The sequence below is a fragment of the Seonamhaeicola maritimus genome (assembly GCF_008056315.1).
Lineage (GTDB): Bacteria > Bacteroidota > Bacteroidia > Flavobacteriales > Flavobacteriaceae > Seonamhaeicola > Seonamhaeicola maritimus.
On record NZ_VRKQ01000008.1, the window covers coordinates 1,812,393 to 1,830,565 of the forward strand.

Sequence of the window (18,173 nt, forward strand, 5' to 3'; positions counted from 1 at the left end):
ATATTCTAAGTTTATTAATGCTTCTTGTTGTAGAATCCATACAGCAATGCCTTTTTATGACTAATATCATGAAAAATGGGTTCATCTTTTTTTAATTTTAGATAATTCAAAAGTTAATTTAATTATGAAAAATTCAAACCATTCATTCATTAGAACCATTTGCTATAATATATTTATTCTTGGCTTTTTATTCTTGTTATCCGGCTGTAATAATGCTTCAAAAGATAAAACAGATAAGGCCGTAACAGAAGAGGTAGAAAAGGTTAACGAAATCTTTTGGAATGTAAAAGCGCTTAAACCAGATGGAAAAAGCTTAGATATTAAAATATTTGACGAAGAAGGTAAATCTTTTGATATTATGGCTATTCAAAATTCTGATCAAGACAACTTTTTAGATGTAAAAGCTATTATAGGTGGTGAAAAATTACCTGTTAAGATGTTAGTTAGTAATGATCAGTATGCACCTGTAACAGCTATAAGTAAACAAGGCGTTGCTTATGATCTAAAAGCAATAACTCCAGAAGGTGAACAACTAGATGTTAAAGGCGTACACAGATTTGGATATGTTGTTCTTATGAAAGCAGTTGCTGAAAAAGGAGTTTTATATCCAATAAGAGCTATTTCACCAGACGGAAAACTTAATGATGTTAAGGGTATAAAAATCAACCATCAAGATAGAGAAATGACCTCTAGAGGATTAAGTATACATGCACATGTTAAAGCAATGCATCCATCAGCCAATGAAGACAAATTTAAAATTCCTAAACTAAGGGAAAAAGAGGCTAACAAGAAACTAGTATTTAAGAATAATTTTAAAAAAGTAATTTGGAATATCAAAACGGTAACCACTGATGGTAAAAATCTAGATGTAAAAGCTATTGATGCCGAAGGGAATATATTTGACGTAAAAGCAATACAAGATTCTAAACAACATAGTTTTATGAATATTAAAGCTTTTGTAGATGGAACTGAACTACCAATTAAAATAATGGATAGTGAAGACGAATATGCGCCAATTAAAGCTATTGGAACAGACGGTACTATTTTTGATATTAAGGCCATAACCGAAGAAGATATAAAACTTGATATTAAAGGCGTTAGCAGATCAGGTAATATTATTAATGTTAAAGCTATAAATGAAAATGGAGAATTATTAGCTGTTAAAGCTTTTGCTCCAGACGGAACACTTAATCAGGTAAAAGGTATTAAGATTTTTGATAGAAAAGTAGAAATGAAAGTACAAGGAAATCCTGTTTACGCACATTTAAAAGCTATTAAATAATCTATTAAAGACAAAAACTAATATTATATAATTAAAAGCTAAAAGCTAAAAGCTATCCCGAACTAGATTTGGGGTAGCTTTTTCATTATTATTACTTTCTTTTTTCATTTAAGGAAAAACTATTTAATAAATAGGGAGTAAGTGGCACTTTAGTTAAATTAAATATCAAAATTGAATCAAACAGTAAAATTCTTTATTCTATATATTTGTAATACAGTATATGCTTAGAGATATTATAGAAATAAATGATTTTACCATTTTGGTTGAAGAAGCCAAAGTAAATGAGCCTACACTAGATTCATGTTTTTTTGATGAGCCTATAATTGCTGTAGCATTTTATGGTGAGGGGAATGTAGATTTAACCGTAAAATACACCAACGAAGAAAAGGTATTTAACCACACTAAAGGTTTGGCACTCTCTTTTTTTGCAGATGATAAAGTAAAGTTTGTACATGCGGTTTCTGCATCTAAACCATTACAGTGCTTAGTTATAGCAACTTCTACTAAAACAATTGATAATCTACCTAATCAAGAAGGTGAACTTTTTGGAGAAATGCTCAATGAACTTGTCAATCCTTCCAAAAACTATGTAGAAGGCCCTAGTTTTATAATGACGCCAGAAATGCAAATTATAGTAGATTCTTTGTTCAATATTAAATATGAAGGAAAAACAAAAATGATGTTTTTCAGAAGTCAAATCACCACCTTGTTATCACATTTTTTTGGTCAGTTAGCAATTCTTAAAACTGAAAAAATTAAAACTTATGAAAGGAAAAAACTAATTCTAGCTAGAGATATTCTATTACAAAACATTGACAACCCACCATCTTTAAATGAAATTTCAAAGGAAATTGGATTAAATACATTTAAACTGAAAAAAGAATTTAAAGCTTTTTTTGGAGTCCCTGTTTTTAAATACCTTCAAAATGAGCGACTTACCTTAGCTCATAAAATGATTAGAAATCAAGAAATGAGTGTTCAGGAAGCGTCATGGCATGTAGGTTATGATAGTTTAAGTTCCTTCTCAAACGCCTTTGAAAAAAAGTTTGGTTACCGCCCAAGTCAAATTAAGTAACAACTTTTCGAACAAATCTTTATCCTTTCCAGACAAATCATTCATTTGTCTTCAGCATAATTTTGTCTTGTAATTAAAACTTATAAAGATATGAAAACAAAACGCGCAATTTTATTAGGCATTGCCATTTGGATAATTGGCATCCTATTTTATTTAATTTCTTATTCTGTATCCATTTTAGAAAATGCCGATACACAAGCCAATGTGTTATTATTTATAGTGGTTATGCCATTAGTTTGGTTTGGCTGTCATTTCTATTACAAAACCGATACGAAAACTCACGGGTTAAAAATTGGTAAAACACTACTACTAACAGCAGTAGCCTTAGATGCCTTAATTACAGTTCCATTATTTATTATACCTAACGGAGGGAGCCATTATAGCTTTTTTACATCATTAGGATTCTGGATCATTGCTTTTGAATTTATAGCAGTGGCAACATTGTACTGGTACGCTTGTGTATACTCAAAAAAAAAATAACAAAATAGTATCAAATTCGAAATATTTCAAAAATTAAAAACATTAAAAAATGAAAAATCAAAGTAAAGTTTTAGTAATAGGCGGAACTGGTAAAACAGGAAGAAAAGTAGCTAAAAAATTAACAGAAAAAGGACATAAAGTAAGAATTGGTTCTCGTAATGCAACACCATCATTCAATTGGGATGATTCAACAACTTGGTCTAATGCACTTACAGACATAGATAAAGTATACATTACATTTCAACCAGATTTAGCGGTTCCTGGGGCATTAAAAGCCATAGAAGAACTTACCAAACAAGCCAAAAGATGTGGTGTTAAAAAACTGGTACTGTTATCAGGAAAAGGAGAAAGAGAAGCAGAACTATGTGAGCAAGTTGTTATCCATTCTGGTTTAGATTTCACTATTGTTCGTGCTAGTTGGTTTAATCAAAATTTTAGTGAAAGCTTCTTTTTAGAACCTATTCTTGAAGGATTTGTGGCTTTGCCTCAAGCCAATGTAAAAGTACCATACGTTGATACAGAAGACATTGCCGAAGTAGCTGTTGCAGCGTTATTAAACAATGAGCATAATGGAAAGATATATCAACTTACTGGGCCAAGGGCACTAACATTTGAAGATGTCATTTCGGAGATTGGGCAGGTTACAGGTAGAGATATTGCTTTTACACCAATTGCTTTACCTGCATACGTTAATGTGATGAAGCAACAGGGTGTTCCAAGTGATTTTGTATGGCTAATAGAATACTTGTTCTCAGAGGTTTTAGGTAATCCTAGTAATTCTGAAATCACCAATGATATAGAGCTTGTATTAGGCCGAAAGCCAATAGATTTTTTAGACTATGTAAGAGAAACTTCAGCAAAGGGCGTATGGCACCCTAAAACCTTGGCATAATTAAAACTTCATTTATCAAAAACAAACATTATGGTACAATTAATAATATTGCTTTTAAATTCTATAATTCAAATTTGTATCATAATGTTCTTGTATATTATAACTTGAGCCATGAACTATCTCTTGAAGGATAGAGTAGTGGCTCAAAACCTGTAAGACTCACATCTCTATACTTGAAAACTAGAAGGAAATACTTCAAAAGATAAAATGCATATATTTAGTCTTTAACAATCCTCTTTAAAGAATTGAAAACAGCGGCATTAGTATAGCTTCATAAAACAAATTTAAAATCAATTCATCCATAACATATAACAGTTCAGTAATTCACAATTTATTTATAGTGGAATCCAAAATATATTTGTACTATAAATTAAGAACAACAGTATAGTTATGGAAAATACCAAACCAAAAACCAGTAAAGGAAAACAGATTTTTAGAATCATTTTATTTGCTGGAACTATTATTTCCTTATGGTTTGTGCCATGGATATTGGTAAAAGCATGGATACTACCTTTACCAGATTCGGTTCAGGAACAAGTTGATCAAACATTAAGTTATGGTTTTGATGGTGTCATTGTATATGTAGATGAAGCCGGTAAACCACCAGCATTCTATACTGCAGGTTATCATAATAAAGAAGAAAAAATACCAGCTAAACCAAACGCTTTATTCAAAATTGCAAGTATCGACAAGTTATATGTAGCAGTTGCTATCACTATGTTGGCTAATGATAATCAATTGTCTTTAGATAAAACAGTAGCAGATTACTTTCCTGAGCTATTAGGAAGAATTGAAAATGCTGATAAAATCACTTTGAGAATGATGGTGCAACACCGTAGTGGTATTCCTAATTTCACAGATAATCCAGATTTTTGGAAAAATCAACCAAACACGAATATAGATGTACTAGAATATGCACTTGATTTACCGGCAAACTTCCAGCCAAACAAAAGTCATGGTTATTCAAATACCAATTATTTGTTGCTTTCAAGAGTCATTGAACAAGTTATAGGAGGCAGTCGTCAAGACTATTTCAAAAAAGAAATTTTAAAACCTCTTGGATTGAAAAACACCTATGGCTCCATTGATGAGGTTAATCTAGACGATGTTATGAGCGGTTATTATGTCGGCATTGATAAGGACTTTAAAAATGAGAATAATGGAATGATGATAGCTACAGCGGAAGATGTTGGTATTTTTTTAAGAGCCTTAAATGATGGTTCATTACTTAATGAAGACGAAATGGAAATCTATTCATCAATTTATGAATTTAATCATGGCGGATTGGCTCCAGGTTACCAATGTATGGCAGAATACCATAAAGATATTGATGCTGTTGTTATTCAATTTATGAATACCACCGATTTTGAAGGCTATCAATGGAATTTGTTACAAATAACACATAGTCGGGTTGTTAAAATCTTGCGTAAAGCAAATAATTTGTAAATTATTGAATGTAATAGAGTAACAAGTTTTACAATATCTCGTCGTTAAAAAACAACCAATCAATCATGACTAGATCAATCAAAGCTAATCATCAAACCTGGAAAGCAATAGTCTTATTCTTAGGTATTCTTACTATACTTAGTTCAATTTGTTACTATGCCATTTTAAAGTTAAATCCAACCAGTATTTATATAGGTGCTTTAATGATGTGTCCCGCCATAGCTTCGTTTATCACATTAAAAATTTTAAAACGTTCTATTACTAGTATACCTTGGAGTTTAAAAAACATTAAGTATTTAAAACTATCTTACTTGTTGCCAATAGGCTACATCACTATTTCTTATATATTTATTTGGATGTTTGGATTAGGAAATTTAGGAAATCAAAACACAATAACTGAATGGTCGCAAGAATTAGGACTCACAGGATTTAATACCTCTTTGACCATTTTAGCCATGATTTTGCTACTGGCTATAGTTGGTGTGGTTAAAAATATAGGTTCAACTTTAGGTGAAGAAATTGGATGGCGTGGATTTTTTGTTTTTGAACTTAGAAAAATATTACCCTTTGGAAGTACATCCATAATAAGCGGACTCATTTGGTCTATTTGGCATTGGCCTATAATTTGGTTAATGTATAACGGAAGCGGTCAGTTAATCTTTCATATTACTGCGTTTACAATAATGATTGTAGCCATTTCTGTTATTATGACCTATTACACAATTAAATCTAATAGTTTGTGGCCAGCAGCTTTATTTCATTCCGTACATAATATTTTCATTCAAAAGGTTTTTACACCAATAACAACAACCAACAAAGCTAGTACATTTTGGGTAGATGAATACGGTATGATGATTCCAATTGTCGCTAGTATTTTTGCTATTGTATTTTGGAGGAAAGCAAGAAAAGAGCATTTATAGAAATAAAAAACATCATCAACCAATCAATTAAATAACAGTATGACAGTATTAGTAGTAGGAGCAAGTGGAACCACCGGAAGTAAATTAGTAGAGCAACTTTTACTTCAAAATCAGAAAGTAAAAGTAATTGTAAGATCACCAGAAAAGTTACCGGATTCATGGAAAACTAATAACAGTTTAAAAATTATCGCTGCAAGTATTTTAGATTTGAGTGATGCAGAAATGCGCACTATTGTTAGTGATTGTGATGCCGTAGCTTCATGCCTGGGACATAACATAAACTTTAAGGGCATGTATGGTAAACCACGACGACTAGTTACAGAAGCGGCAAGCCGATTGTGCAATGCCATAATAGCAAACAATAGTAATAGAAAAACAAAGTTTGTTTTAATGAATACCACTGGAAATCGTAATCGTGATTTGAAAGAGCCAATTTCCTTTGCTCAAAAATGTGTTATTGGATTGTTACGATTGTTGTTACCACCACATATAGATAATGAAAAAGCAGCAGATTTTTTAAGAACTCAAATTGGTCAAAACCATGATTTTTTGGAATGGGCTGCCGTACGGCCAGATGGATTAATTAATGAAGACCATTTGACTGAATATGAAATTTATCAATCTCCAACAAGAAGCGCCATTTTTAACGCAGGTAAAGTGAGTAGGATAAACGTAGCTCATTTTATGGCTAGTTTAATTACTGATGATAACTTATGGGCTAAATGGAAAGGGCAGATGCCTGTAATCTACAGTAAATCAACATAACAGAAGAATAAAAACTCAGGCCTCCTAAAACTATAATCCAACAACTTAAAATATATAATGAAAAACAGGTTGACACATTTATATAGTTCGAGTAATTTGCTTACCGGGCTTGATGTAAGTCATAATTCTGGATTAATTGATTTGCGGGTAGATAGGAACCCAGAATTAACTTGTATCAAAATTGAAAATGAACAAAACATACCAACAGTAACTCTTTCTGAATACCAAAAATTAAACACATCATGCCTATAGTTTTATATCTATAGTTATCTAAACTGTAAAATGGAGTAAATGAAAACTTTGAGTAAATTTATTAATAAAAATGTGTCAGGAAAGAAAGTTTTAGGGCTTTTCATTCTAACAAACCTAGTGTATGCTTTCATGCTAATAGTTACCATTCCTAAAACAATGAGCTTCGCTAATGGAATGAAGTTGTTAGATATGATGCCAGCAGGATATGATTTCAATTATGTAAACACATTATTCAGTGCTCTTGGTAACAACGGACGTGACATTTATCTAACAAATCAAATACCTGTGGATATGATTTATCCATTCCTATTTGGAGTTTCTTATGCCGCAGTAATGGCGTATTTTTTAAATAAAATAAACAAACTTAATACACCGTTTATTTATTTATCTCTTTTGCCCATTATTGCAGGAATTGCAGATTATATCGAAAATATTGGAATTATCTCAATGCTTAATAATTATCCAAATTTAACAGAAACCACAGTTAATACAATTAGTACTTTTTCAATTATAAAAAGTATTTCTACCAGTGTGTTTTTTATTGCGTTGGTGGTAGTCTTGATATTAGTTTTTATTAATTTTTTTAAGAAATCAAAATAGTACATTGTAGCTAATCCTAATCGCTGAAAATCGCATATTTCAAAAAATGTTGCCGGGTTATTCGAAAAAGAGAATTTATTGTACGTAACTATATAATAATAATGAAGCCACAATTAGCTTGAACATAATCATGAACGATATAAAACACCTGCGTGTTGTTATAACTATGATTATGTCAAATATCGCCTAAAAGCGCTATTACGCAAATTGCTGTAAAATGTACTATAATTTATATTATGTCAAATAGACTATTTTAATACCTGTTCTCTCGTTGTAGATGTTAAAGTATGTTTAAATATAGCCTTATACTTTCCCAATCTAAAAATCGAACTTATATTTGTCACCTTTATATGCACCCATTGAAACCTACAAAATCTAAACCTAAATCTGACAAGTCTCGTCTGAGACTGTTACATCAATATTACAGCTATACGGGTTTCTATAATTTTGTTGGTAAAAGTGTTTTAAAGGCGCTGCCTTATATTATTATAGCTGTTGCCGCCATTTACGCATTAAATAAATTTTTCAATATAAACGAAGCTTTAGAAACTATAACGCAAACACTTCCTGTGTATGGTGTTTTATTATTCTTTTTTGCTTCAGAAACACTTTTAGGTTTAGTACCACCAGAGCTTTTTATAGCTTGGTCTGGAAAACTAAATAATCCTTGGGGGTACCTTATTTTACTGGCTTTTTTGTCTTATTTAGGTGGTTTATTAACCTATTATTTGGGTATCATTATTACCAGAATTCCTAAAGTGCATAACTACTTGCAAAATAAAATGCAAAAGCAGTTAAAAAACTCCAAAAAATGGGGTGGCTTTTTAATTGTAGTTGGCGCCCTATTGCCGCTACCCTTTTCAATTTCATGCTTAGCAGCTGGTATTATTAACTTTCCGTTTAAAGGTGTGGTTTCCTTTGGTTCTTTACGTTTATTACGCTTTGTTATTTACGGATTAGTAATTTTTAATGTTGTTTAAAACTAATAATTTGATTGAGGAATGGCTTTAATATGAGCGAATACTTCAATACCATTAATAGTAGTTTCTATTTCCTCAGTGCTCATTTTTATACCTTTTACCACATTAGCGTTTCCTTTTGGCGAAATGGCTAAAACGTTATAAAAAATGCTGTCATTATAAATAGCTCTTATATGAACAATATTACCAGATTTACTAACGCCCTTAACTGGTAAAATTAAACCTTCTTCTGTAATAGCCTTAATGCCGTAAATGGTACCATCTGTTCCTATAGCTTTTACAGGATAGTACTTCTCGCCTTTCATTACCAGCATTTTAATGGGCAATTTCTTTCCCTTTACAAATGCTTTTACATCTAATAAACTGGTTTGATCTGAATTTTGAATGGCCTTTACATTATAGGTATTACCTTTAGCATCAAAAGCTTTTATTTTTAAAATCTTCGCATTTGGTTTAAAGGCTTTAACATGCCAAATAACATCTTTTATTTTCTCCTGACTAAATCCATTAAAACTGAATGATACAGCAAATATTATTATGATAATTGGTATAAGTTTAGTTTTCATGACAGTGCTTATTTTGGTTATATTATTATAAACTTAAGGCTATGAGAGCCAAAATAATATGATAAAAATCAAGAAACCGTATTCTTAACATTGGAACAAAAAAAAGAGGCATCTAAAAATGCACTTTTTAGACAACCTCTTTAATTATTATAATTCTTTATGCAATAGTTGGTTATTCCTTTTTTTCTATGACCTGACCTCTATAAGAAATAAAGGTTCTATGGCTACTATTCACACGTATTTCAGTTCTTAAACTAGGATAAATGCTTAAATTAATCTGAAAAGCTTCGTTTTCATTCTTAACCTCAAAATAATAATTTTGAGTACTCTTTTTGGAGTTAAATGAATGCTCAAAAACATCTGGAATCCCTTCGAAATTTATGCCCGCATTATCAGTGTTATAACCACCGCCCATACGCATTTCACCATAAAAAGGTAAATCAATGGACAAGCTGTTTCCCATAATTTTTAAGTGATTTGGGTTTCCTATTAAATTGATACTTCCGCCCGTACTTCCAACTGGTAATAATCCTGTATTGGCCATTAATAAGGCGTTTTGTGGATTTGCCTGGTCAGATTCAATGGTAATGTTATCCATTTTAACTATGGCATTTAATTTTTCTAATGCCTCAGCCTTTACAACTTGCTTTCCTGATCCGCAGTTTACAAAGATCAATGCTAATACTAATATGGTTAAAATCTGTGTTCTCATAATTATCAATTTTTAATTTTCATATATACAAAATTAGTCTAAAGACAACTACATTTAAGTCAGTTCACCACCAAAAAAAGACGCTTCATTAGGCATTTGTCTAAAACATCCTTTTCAGAAGGCTTTAAATCATACTTACTGTATAAATTAATGGATTTTGATTAGATGAACCTGATCTAAAGCAAAAAACTTTAATTATAAAAAAAAAGCCGGAATATTTTAACATCCCGACTTTCTGCCTATTTAGTTTAGTAATTGGCTATAACCATTCTCTAAAATAATCCATCATTTCTTCTTTTAAATCATAATGCATATTGATATAGGTACGCATATCATCTTTTAAAGTATGCTGTTCATTTTGTAACCTACCGTCAATATTCTCATTAAAATCGGCTTTATGAATATTAGCCATTTTATTTCTAATACGATGTTTTAATTTAGAAATGGCATCCTTTTCAATCATAATTCTATTCTGAAAATTTTCTAAAGGCACCGTAGCTTTTTTTCCAAACTCGCGTCTTGCTATTTCTTCTAGTTTTTCTTCAAACGTATCCATTTCATCAAAATGAAAACGTAACTCTCTCTTCCATGTTTCTAAATTAAACTTTAGATCGCTCAAATAATTTGCTTTCGTTATCATAGTTATAATGCTTATTATAAATTAAACTTCTTCTTTTACTAATTGTTTTTGTAGGTTACTTGGTACCGGTTGGTACGATGAGAATCTAGAGCTAAATGTAGCTTTCCCTTGGGTTAATGAACGTAAATCTGTAGAATATCCAAATAACTCAGCTGCAGGAATGGTACATTTTAATATTTGATAATGGTCTAAATTATCAAATCCCTGAATGATGGAGCGTCTAGATTGTAAATCGGTCATTACATTACCAACCATATCTTCTGGTACTTTAACTGTTAGTTCATTTGTTGGTTCTAACAATTTAGGATTGGCATTTAAAAACGCTTCTTTAAAGGCGTGTGCTCCGGCTATTTTAAAAGATATATCATTAGAATCTACAGAGTGCATTTTACCATCATACACCATTACACGTACATCTCTAATATAAGACCCAGTTAATGGCCCTTCTTCCATAACTTCTAAAACACCTTTCATTACTGATGGTAAATAGCGTAAATCTATCACACCACCAACAATACAGTTGTAGAAAACTAGTTTTCCGCCCCAGGCTAAATCAACTTCTTCTTTACCTCTAATATTAAACCCTTCAGGTTCTGGCATGCCTTCAAACCAAGGCTCTATTTTTAAATGCACTTGTGCAAATTGCCCAGAACCACCAGATTGTTTTTTATGTCTGTAATTGGCAGTAGATGAACGCTGAATAGTTTCTCTATACTTTATTTTAGGCTTATTGTAATTAGCAGTTACACCGTAATTGTTCTTTAAAGTCCAATCAATAATTGCTAAATGCAGCTCACCTTGGCATCCAAGAATTTGTTCTTTTGATTCTTTGGAATAATTAATAACAACAGTTGGATCTTGCTTATGTATGCGTTTTAGTGCATCACTTAACTTTTCATCATCAGCTTTGTCAGTTACCGTAACCGCTTTATTTATTCTAGGTTCTGGATATTGAATAGGTTTAATAGTGATTGGTTTACTGCCACTATATAATGTGTCTGTAGTATCTGTAAACTTAAGTTTTAAGGTGGCTCCAATATCACCAGTGGTTAATTTGTTAACCGGCTGTCTGGTTTTTCCATCCATAATATACAGCTGGTTAATAACCTCTGTTTCATCATTTCTTGAATTCGTTAATTTATCATTAACATTAACTTCACCAGATTTCACCTTAAAAAATGTGATTTGCCCTAGATTAGGTTGATACAAGGTTTTAAAAATAAACAATGACGTTGGAGCATCTACTTTAGGAACAATCTCCTCACCTTCTAAACTCTGCTCTCCTTTTAAATCTGCTGCCGCTGGCGCTACATTATCAATGAATCCCATTAATCGGCCACTACCCATATCTTCTAATGCTGATACACAGAATACTGGGAATAAGTCATGATTTAACATACCGGCTTTTATACCTTGGCGCATTTCGTCTTCATTCAAAGTGCCCTTATCAAAATATAATTCCATGAGTTCTTCATCATTCTCAGCCGCTTTTTCTACTAATTCATTATGTAACAATTCTGCCATTTCCTTTTCATGGTCTGGAATTGCAAGTTTTTCTGGCTTCCCTCCTTCTGGTCCAAACTTGTAACATTTCATCTTTAATACGTCAATGATACACTGTGCACCGTCTAATTTTATAGGATATTGAATTTGAACCGCATTATTTCCAACCAGTGTTTTTATGCTTTTAAAGGCATCTTCAAAATTGCAATCTGGATGATCAATTTGGTTTATAATAAATAAGGTTGGCTTGTTATATTTATCTATGTAATTCCAGATAATTTCAGTGCCAACCTCTACGCCGTGTCTCCCGTTTATAACGGTAGCAATGGTGTCTCCCACCCTGATGGATGAAATAATTTCTCCTATAAAATCATCTAAACCAGGTGTGTCTATAATATTAATTTTATAGTTACGCCATTCCGTATGTATAGGTGTTGCAAATACAGATGCTTGTCTTTCATGTTCAATTTCATGATAATCGGAAACTGTATTATTTTCTTCAATGGTACCACGCCTTTTTGTAAGTCCTGCTTCAAATAACATGGTTTCTGCTAAGGTGGTTTTACCACTGTTGTGAGCCCCCACAAACACTACATTTTTAATGTGTTTATCATCAAATACTTTCATATGCCTTTGGTTTAATTTATATTGGTTTATAACCTTTTTCCCAAAAAGAAATCTATAAGGTTTTTTAAAGATGATATAAAGCTACCCTCAATATTTATAAAAAAATATGATTATTATCAGCTCTTAGGCAAGTATCTATTGATAAATCTGGTGAGTTCCATAAAGTTACAACAAAATTGTATTATGTAAGCTATTTATTAATCTGTCTACCGTATTTTTGCTAAAAATTTTGAACTATGTTTTCTTTAGTAAATGTATTTAGAGTAGTTGCTTTTTTAGAAGGTGCATCATATATCCTTTTATTGTTTATTGCAACACCTATTAAATATTTCGCAGATAATGATGAATATGTTAAGCTACTAGGGATGCCTCATGGTATTTTATTTATGCTCTATGTTGTTCTGGCTTTTATTTTAAAACCAGACTTTAATTGGGATAGCAAACAATTTAAAGGTGTGCTATTAGCTTCTATTATTCCGTTTGGAACTTTCTTTATTGAGCGTAAATATCTAAAAACGGCATCATGATACAAGAGGTGAAAAATACTGAAGTTGTTTCTGAACCATTTGAATTGAAACATTGGATTTACAATGAATTGGTAGATTTAAATGTTGCTGATACTACTGCCCAGTACCTTAATATGCTAGGATTATTACTTGGTTTATTAATTATTGTATTTATAGTTGATTTTTTAATTAGAAAGATATTACTACAAGCGTTTACCAAGTTTGCTGAAGTTTCTAAATCTAATTTTGACGACTTACTAGTTAAGAACAAAGTACCTAGAAATGTGGCGCATATTATACCGCTCTTAATAGCTATAGAGTTTGTACCTGATATATTTTCAGATTTCCCAGACTTTGAAATAATGGTTGAAAAAGGCTTCAAAGTATTTGCCATTATCCTAACGCTTTGGGTTGTAAGAAGCCTCCTAAATACCGTAAAAGACTTTTTAAAAACCTTACCCAGTTTAAAAGATAAACCTGTAGATAGTTATATTCAAGTATTTATGATTTTTGCTTGGGTTGCTGGTATAATGTCTGCCATAGCGATTTTAACAGGTATTCCATTTTTAACGTTTTTAACAGGGTTAGGAGCTGCTTCGGCGGTTATTATATTGGTTTTTAAGGATACCATATTAGGTTTTGTTGCTAGTATTCAAGTGTCTATAAATGATATGGTACGGATTGGTGATTGGATTACTTTTGAAAAGTTTGGAGCCGATGGTGATGTGATTGAAATTACATTAGCAACAGTAAAGGTGCAAAACTGGGATAAGACTATTACCACTATACCAACCTATGCTTTAATTTCAGAATCTTTTAAAAACTGGCGAGGAATGACCAGTTCTGATGGTAGACGTATTAAAAGGTCATTAAGTATTAAAATGGAAAGTGTAAAATACCTAAATTCTGAAGAAGTAGATAAACTTAAGAAAATCCATCTTATTGAAGCTTATTTAAATGCCAGACAGAAAGATATTAATACATTTAACACCAATAATAAGGTAAACAAGGAAGTGTCTTTAAATGGACGGAATTTGACTAATATTGGTGTGTTTAGAAAGTATGTGCAAGAATATATTGAAAATCATTCAGCCATTAATAAGGATATGACAATAATGGTGCGCCAATTAGCACCGTCATCTCAAGGATTACCTATAGAGATATACGCTTTTAGTAGTGATAAACGTTGGGTAAACTATGAATATATTATGGCAGATATTTTTGACCACGTCATTGCTGCAACACCTTATTTCGATTTAGAAATATTTGAATTACCTAGCGGCTCTAATTTTGATATAAAGCATTAAAAATAAGTATGTTACACGAAAATAAACTATTCCATATGTCGAATAGTTTTATTTATTTGTGAAAAATATCATATATTTGAACACTTCCCTCAAGTGAGTGTTTGTAATTACAGCACTAAAATTTCAAAATTAATATTATATATTGTGATGAAATATTTATGCTTATTAATAGCGTTATTGTCTGTATGCTTTCAATTAAATGCGCAAAAATCTGAATTCGTTTTTAATAAAGAATTAAACAATCTAATTGCCTTAAAAGAAGGAGCATCACCTTATGTTTTTGAAGTTTTATTAGAAGAACATACCACTAGTATAAAAAAGCCTTCTACCAAAAGAATATCTGAATTTTACAAAAAAGCTTTAGTATATGCTGATAAAGCTAGGAAAGACATTAAAAAAATTGAACAACTAAAAAAAGAATTAAAGCTAACTCCTCAAAAGTTAAAAGAACTTAATGTCTCTGAGGTATATAATCGCTTACGAACAGCAGAGAGAGTTTTAAAAAACACGAAGAAGTATGAGATTATACCAAGTAATATAATCTTTCAAAAACACGAAGATTTAAAAATGCGACGAAGTATTTTTAAACCGCAAAATATAGTAGTTGGAAAATTTAAATATTTAGGAGAATATTATGTTACTAAAGATTCTGATGGTTATAAAGAAAGAAATCTAATATCGGTTGCTAATGCACAAAAAAACGGACTAACAAACGAACAGTTTTTTTTACAAAATGTATTTCAAGTTATTCAAAATGTTAGGACCAATGTGATTTACATGGTTTACCCCGATTTTTTGCAAAAATATCCAATTAATAAAGTGGCATCTCAAAAAAAATATAAAGGAAAAATTAGCTTATCTAGCAATTATTCTAGTGATATAGATAAAAAGTTAGATGCTATAATTACAAGTTATAATAGAAGCCTATTAAATTAATAAGGCTTATATAGAATTAAAAAGACCTATCAATATAGACAGGTCTTTTTAAGTTATATTTAGTTTATAAACTTTACTTTAGATGTTTGCAGCTAACCAATCGCCTACTTCTGAAGTTCCGTAGGCTTTACCTCCATCTGCTAAGTCTTCAGTAACAATACCTTCAGCAAGTGCTGCATTAACAGCGTTTCTGATAGCTTTACCTTCTTCTGGTAAATTAAATGCAATTTCAAACATCATGGCAGCAGATAAAACCATAGCCATTGGATTTGCTATATTTAATCCTGTTGCTTGTGGGTAAGATCCGTGAATAGGTTCAAATAATGAAATATCTTCTCCCATAGATGCCGATGGCATTAACCCCATAGATCCTGATATTACAGAAGCTTCATCTGTTAAAATATCTCCAAATAAGTTTTCAGTAATTAAAACATCATAACTATTTGGCCATTGTACCAAGCGCATTGCAACAGCATCAACAAGCTCATAAGATACTTCAACCTCAGGATAATCCTTTTCCATAGCCTGTACTGTCTCTCTCCAAAGTCTTGAAGTTTCTAAAACATTAGCTTTATCAACACAACATAATTTTTTTGTTCGAGTCATAGCTAATTCAAAACCTTTCTTAGCCAAACGCTGCACTTCTGCTCTAGTATAAACACAGTTATCAAAAGCGGTTTCACCTTCATCTCTTCTTCCCTTTTCTCCAAAATAAATACCACCAGTTAATTCTCTAAAGAAAACTAAATCTGTACCTTCAATACGTTCTTGTTTTAATGGTGATTTATCTAATAAAGACGGAAACGTAAACGTTGGTCTTAAATTAGCAAATAGCCCTAATTTTTTACGCATTTTTAGTAAACCTTGCTCTGGACGTACTGGAGCTGACGGGTCATTATCAAATCTTGGAAGACCAATAGCTCCAAATAATACAGCATCAGAAGATGCACAAATTTCATGTGTGCTATCTGGATAAGGCTCACCAACAGCATCAATTGCGGCTGCACCGGTTAAAGCTGGTTTCCACGTAATTTCATGTCCAAATTTTGCTGCTACTGCTTCACTAACTTTTACAGCTTGTTCCGTAACTTCTGGTCCTATACCGTCTCCGGCTAAAAGGGCTATGTTAAATTTCATTTATTTTTATTCTTAATTATTAATAATATTTAGCATTTTTTCAGTGGCTTTTATTGCAGACACTGTTTGATCTGAATCTAAACCTCTAGTTTTAAACTCAGTTTCTTTATTTTTCCAAGTAATTATAGTTTCACATAAAGCATCTGAACGACTCCCAGGAGGTATTCTCACTGCATAATCAATTAAATCAGGTAGTATAAAATTCTTCTTTTTAAATACTTTTCTAATAGCATTCATAAAGGCATCAAATTGACCATCTCCTTGTGCATTGGCCTCATAAGCATCACCTTCAATAGTTAATGCCACTGTAGTAGAAGGTTTTAAACCTTTCGAATGTGTGAGCACATAAGAATCTACTTTAATTTTTTCTTCGTAAGATCCACTATCCAATACATCTGAGATAATATATGGTAAGTCTTCTTTGGTAACCACCTGCTTTTTATCTCCTAATTCAATTATACGTTGCGTTACCTTTTTTAAGTCGTTATCATTTAACTGAAGACCTAATTCTTGTAAATTCTTTTGAATATTAGCCTTTCCAGAAGCTTTGCCTAAGGCATATTTTCTAGTTCTTCCAAAACGTTCTGGTAATAATTCACTAAAATATAAGTTCTTTTTATTGTCACCATCGGCATGAATACCAGCAGTTTGGGTAAAAACATTTGCCCCAATAACAGGTTTGTTAGCCGGAATAATAATGCCCGAGAAAGTCTCAACAAGTTTACTTACAGTATAAAGAAACTTTTCATTTACACCAATCTCAACCTTAGGCATGAAGTCGTTAATCACAGCTATAGTACTTGCCATAGGTGCATTTCCTGCTCTTTCTCCCATACCATTTATAGTAAGATGTAAACCATCTGCGCCTGCCTTTAACCCTTCAATAGCATTTGAAACTCCTAAATCATAGTCGTTATGGGTATGAAAATCAAAATGTGAATTTGGATACTTTTCTTTTATCTCTTTTACAAACTCATAAGATTCGGAAGGCGTTAAAATACCTAAGGTATCCGGAAGCATAATACGTTTAACAGGTTGAGTAGCTAAAAAGTCTAAAAACTCAAATACATATTCTTTAGAATTACGCATTCCGTTACTCCAATCTTCTAAATAAACATTAGTAGCAACACCTTGTTCTTCTGCCAGAGCTATATTGCTTTCTATTTCTTTAAAGTGTTGATTTGGAGTTTTTTTAAGCTGATGAGTTAAATGATTTAATGAACCTTTTGTTAATAGGTTTTGAACCCTTGCTCCTGCTTTAACTATCCAATCTATTGAGGTACCATTGTCAACAAAAGACAATACTTCAACAGCATTTAAATACCCACTCTCTCTTGCCCATTCTGTAATAGCTTTTACAGCTTGAAATTCCCCTTCAGATACTCGGGCTGATGCAATTTCTATCCTATCAACCTTTAGTTCTTCAAGTAAAAGTTTTGCTATGGTAAGCTTCTCAGAAGCAGAAAACGACACACTCGAGGTTTGTTCACCATCGCGTAATGTCGTATCCATTATTTCTATTCTTTTCATTTAAAATGAATAGGCGT

The 18,173-nt window shown here is 31.7% G+C and carries 19 protein-coding genes; 13 read left to right on the plus strand and 6 right to left on the minus strand.

Annotated elements, in window-relative coordinates; genetic code table 11:
• The first annotated feature begins 124 nt into the window (after positions 1 to 124).
• The 10 genes from FUA22_RS07550 to FUA22_RS07595 all read left to right on the plus strand — a co-directional run bounded on the left by FUA22_RS07550 (position 125) and on the right by FUA22_RS07595 (position 8,692).
• Entirely contained in the window at positions 125 to 1,282 is a 1,158-nt protein-coding gene (locus FUA22_RS07550) for a DUF7486 family protein (protein WP_147767281.1), read from the plus strand.
• Positions 1,283 to 1,502: 220 nt separating this feature from the next.
• Positions 1,503 to 2,357 carry a helix-turn-helix transcriptional regulator gene (locus FUA22_RS07555; RefSeq protein WP_147767282.1) on the plus strand — a complete coding sequence of 285 codons (855 nt, stop codon included), beginning with the start codon at positions 1,503 to 1,505 and terminating at the stop codon, positions 2,355 to 2,357.
• Positions 2,358 to 2,447: 90 nt separating this feature from the next.
• Positions 2,448 to 2,837 carry a DUF5367 family protein gene (locus FUA22_RS07560; RefSeq protein WP_147767283.1) on the plus strand — a complete coding sequence of 130 codons (390 nt, stop codon included), beginning with the start codon at positions 2,448 to 2,450 and terminating at the stop codon, positions 2,835 to 2,837.
• A gap of 49 nt (positions 2,838 to 2,886) precedes the next feature.
• On the plus strand, positions 2,887 to 3,729 hold the full coding sequence (locus FUA22_RS07565; protein WP_147767284.1) for an NmrA family NAD(P)-binding protein: 843 nt from the start codon (positions 2,887 to 2,889) through the stop codon (positions 3,727 to 3,729).
• A 390-nt stretch (positions 3,730 to 4,119) separates the two neighbouring features.
• Entirely contained in the window at positions 4,120 to 5,175 is a 1,056-nt protein-coding gene (locus tag FUA22_RS07570; protein WP_147767285.1) for a serine hydrolase domain-containing protein, read from the plus strand.
• Between the two features lie 65 nt (positions 5,176 to 5,240).
• Positions 5,241 to 6,095, plus strand: coding sequence for a CPBP family intramembrane glutamic endopeptidase (locus tag FUA22_RS07575; protein ID WP_147767286.1), 855 nt, complete (start codon positions 5,241 to 5,243; stop codon positions 6,093 to 6,095).
• A gap of 39 nt (positions 6,096 to 6,134) precedes the next feature.
• On the plus strand, positions 6,135 to 6,860 hold the full coding sequence (locus FUA22_RS07580; protein ID WP_147767287.1) for an NAD(P)-dependent oxidoreductase: 726 nt from the start codon (positions 6,135 to 6,137) through the stop codon (positions 6,858 to 6,860).
• A 57-nt stretch (positions 6,861 to 6,917) separates the two neighbouring features.
• On the plus strand, positions 6,918 to 7,112 hold the full coding sequence (locus FUA22_RS07585; protein ID WP_147767288.1) for a hypothetical protein: 195 nt from the start codon (positions 6,918 to 6,920) through the stop codon (positions 7,110 to 7,112).
• Positions 7,113 to 7,151: 39 nt separating this feature from the next.
• Positions 7,152 to 7,712: a hypothetical protein gene (locus FUA22_RS07590; RefSeq protein ID WP_147767289.1), complete on the plus strand. Its 561-nt coding sequence runs from the start codon at positions 7,152 to 7,154 to the stop codon at positions 7,710 to 7,712.
• Between the two features lie 359 nt (positions 7,713 to 8,071).
• On the plus strand, positions 8,072 to 8,692 hold the full coding sequence (locus FUA22_RS07595; protein ID WP_241664783.1) for a YqaA family protein: 621 nt from the start codon (positions 8,072 to 8,074) through the stop codon (positions 8,690 to 8,692).
• Positions 8,693 to 8,694: 2 nt separating this feature from the next.
• Here the strand turns inward: FUA22_RS07595 and FUA22_RS07600 are convergent, their stop codons facing one another.
• From FUA22_RS07600 to FUA22_RS07615, 4 genes are all read right to left on the minus strand, one after another.
• Positions 8,695 to 9,258 carry a DUF7486 family protein gene (locus tag FUA22_RS07600; protein ID WP_147767291.1) on the minus strand — a complete coding sequence of 188 codons (564 nt, stop codon included), beginning with the start codon at positions 9,256 to 9,258 and terminating at the stop codon, positions 8,695 to 8,697.
• 172 nt (positions 9,259 to 9,430) lie between these two features.
• Entirely contained in the window at positions 9,431 to 9,970 is a 540-nt protein-coding gene (locus FUA22_RS07605; protein ID WP_147767292.1) for a DUF4251 domain-containing protein, read from the minus strand.
• 259 nt (positions 9,971 to 10,229) lie between these two features.
• The gene (locus FUA22_RS07610; protein ID WP_147767293.1) at positions 10,230 to 10,610 is read right to left on the minus strand and encodes a hypothetical protein; all 381 of its coding nucleotides are present in this window, start codon (positions 10,608 to 10,610) and stop codon (positions 10,230 to 10,232) included.
• Positions 10,611 to 10,631: 21 nt separating this feature from the next.
• Positions 10,632 to 12,740 carry an elongation factor G gene (locus FUA22_RS07615; protein WP_147767294.1) on the minus strand — a complete coding sequence of 703 codons (2,109 nt, stop codon included), beginning with the start codon at positions 12,738 to 12,740 and terminating at the stop codon, positions 10,632 to 10,634.
• A 236-nt stretch (positions 12,741 to 12,976) separates the two neighbouring features.
• Between FUA22_RS07615 and FUA22_RS07620 the strand changes: the two genes are divergently transcribed.
• The 3 genes from FUA22_RS07620 to FUA22_RS07630 all read left to right on the plus strand — a co-directional run bounded on the left by FUA22_RS07620 (position 12,977) and on the right by FUA22_RS07630 (position 15,489).
• Positions 12,977 to 13,267, plus strand: a complete 291-nt coding sequence (locus tag FUA22_RS07620; RefSeq protein WP_147767295.1) for a DUF3817 domain-containing protein — start codon at positions 12,977 to 12,979, stop codon at positions 13,265 to 13,267.
• Positions 13,264 to 14,553 carry a mechanosensitive ion channel family protein gene (locus tag FUA22_RS07625; protein ID WP_147767296.1) on the plus strand — a complete coding sequence of 430 codons (1,290 nt, stop codon included), beginning with the start codon at positions 13,264 to 13,266 and terminating at the stop codon, positions 14,551 to 14,553. Before FUA22_RS07620 ends, FUA22_RS07625 begins: the two co-directional genes overlap by 4 nt.
• Before the next feature lie 147 nt (positions 14,554 to 14,700).
• Positions 14,701 to 15,489: a hypothetical protein gene (locus FUA22_RS07630; protein WP_147767297.1), complete on the plus strand. Its 789-nt coding sequence runs from the start codon at positions 14,701 to 14,703 to the stop codon at positions 15,487 to 15,489.
• A 78-nt stretch (positions 15,490 to 15,567) separates the two neighbouring features.
• On the opposite strand, the gene leuB is transcribed toward FUA22_RS07630, so the two are convergent.
• Together leuB and FUA22_RS07640 are read right to left on the minus strand one after the other, a co-directional pair.
• Complete coding sequence (gene leuB, locus FUA22_RS07635) at positions 15,568 to 16,626, minus strand: 3-isopropylmalate dehydrogenase (RefSeq protein ID WP_147767298.1); 1,059 nt, start codon at positions 16,624 to 16,626, stop codon at positions 15,568 to 15,570.
• 12 nt (positions 16,627 to 16,638) lie between these two features.
• Positions 16,639 to 18,156, minus strand: coding sequence for an alpha-isopropylmalate synthase regulatory domain-containing protein (locus FUA22_RS07640; RefSeq protein ID WP_147767299.1), 1,518 nt, complete (start codon positions 18,154 to 18,156; stop codon positions 16,639 to 16,641).
• Positions 18,157 to 18,173 lie beyond the last annotated feature (17 nt).

Bases quoted from the DNA above. Each gene is read 5' to 3' on its own strand.
- FUA22_RS07640 (WP_147767299.1), bottom strand. From the start codon at position 18,156: ATGAAAAGAATAGAAATAATGGATACGACATTACGCGATGGTGAACAA.
- FUA22_RS07575 (WP_147767286.1), top strand. From the start codon at position 5,241: ATGACTAGATCAATCAAAGCTAATCATCAAACCTGGAAAGCAATAGTC.
- FUA22_RS07565 (WP_147767284.1), top strand. From the start codon at position 2,887: ATGAAAAATCAAAGTAAAGTTTTAGTAATAGGCGGAACTGGTAAAACA.
- FUA22_RS07625 (WP_147767296.1), top strand. From the start codon at position 13,264: ATGATACAAGAGGTGAAAAATACTGAAGTTGTTTCTGAACCATTTGAA.
- FUA22_RS07555 (WP_147767282.1), top strand. From the start codon at position 1,503: ATGCTTAGAGATATTATAGAAATAAATGATTTTACCATTTTGGTTGAA.
- leuB (WP_147767298.1), bottom strand. From the start codon at position 16,626: ATGAAATTTAACATAGCCCTTTTAGCCGGAGACGGTATAGGACCAGAA.
- FUA22_RS07600 (WP_147767291.1), bottom strand. From the start codon at position 9,258: ATGAAAACTAAACTTATACCAATTATCATAATAATATTTGCTGTATCA.
- FUA22_RS07630 (WP_147767297.1), top strand. From the start codon at position 14,701: ATGAAATATTTATGCTTATTAATAGCGTTATTGTCTGTATGCTTTCAA.
- FUA22_RS07585 (WP_147767288.1), top strand. From the start codon at position 6,918: ATGAAAAACAGGTTGACACATTTATATAGTTCGAGTAATTTGCTTACC.
- FUA22_RS07620 (WP_147767295.1), top strand. From the start codon at position 12,977: ATGTTTTCTTTAGTAAATGTATTTAGAGTAGTTGCTTTTTTAGAAGGT.
- FUA22_RS07550 (WP_147767281.1), top strand. From the start codon at position 125: ATGAAAAATTCAAACCATTCATTCATTAGAACCATTTGCTATAATATA.
- FUA22_RS07560 (WP_147767283.1), top strand. From the start codon at position 2,448: ATGAAAACAAAACGCGCAATTTTATTAGGCATTGCCATTTGGATAATT.
- FUA22_RS07580 (WP_147767287.1), top strand. From the start codon at position 6,135: ATGACAGTATTAGTAGTAGGAGCAAGTGGAACCACCGGAAGTAAATTA.
- FUA22_RS07615 (WP_147767294.1), bottom strand. From the start codon at position 12,740: ATGAAAGTATTTGATGATAAACACATTAAAAATGTAGTGTTTGTGGGG.
- FUA22_RS07605 (WP_147767292.1), bottom strand. From the start codon at position 9,970: ATGAGAACACAGATTTTAACCATATTAGTATTAGCATTGATCTTTGTA.
- FUA22_RS07610 (WP_147767293.1), bottom strand. From the start codon at position 10,610: ATGATAACGAAAGCAAATTATTTGAGCGATCTAAAGTTTAATTTAGAA.
- FUA22_RS07570 (WP_147767285.1), top strand. From the start codon at position 4,120: ATGGAAAATACCAAACCAAAAACCAGTAAAGGAAAACAGATTTTTAGA.
- FUA22_RS07590 (WP_147767289.1), top strand. From the start codon at position 7,152: ATGAAAACTTTGAGTAAATTTATTAATAAAAATGTGTCAGGAAAGAAA.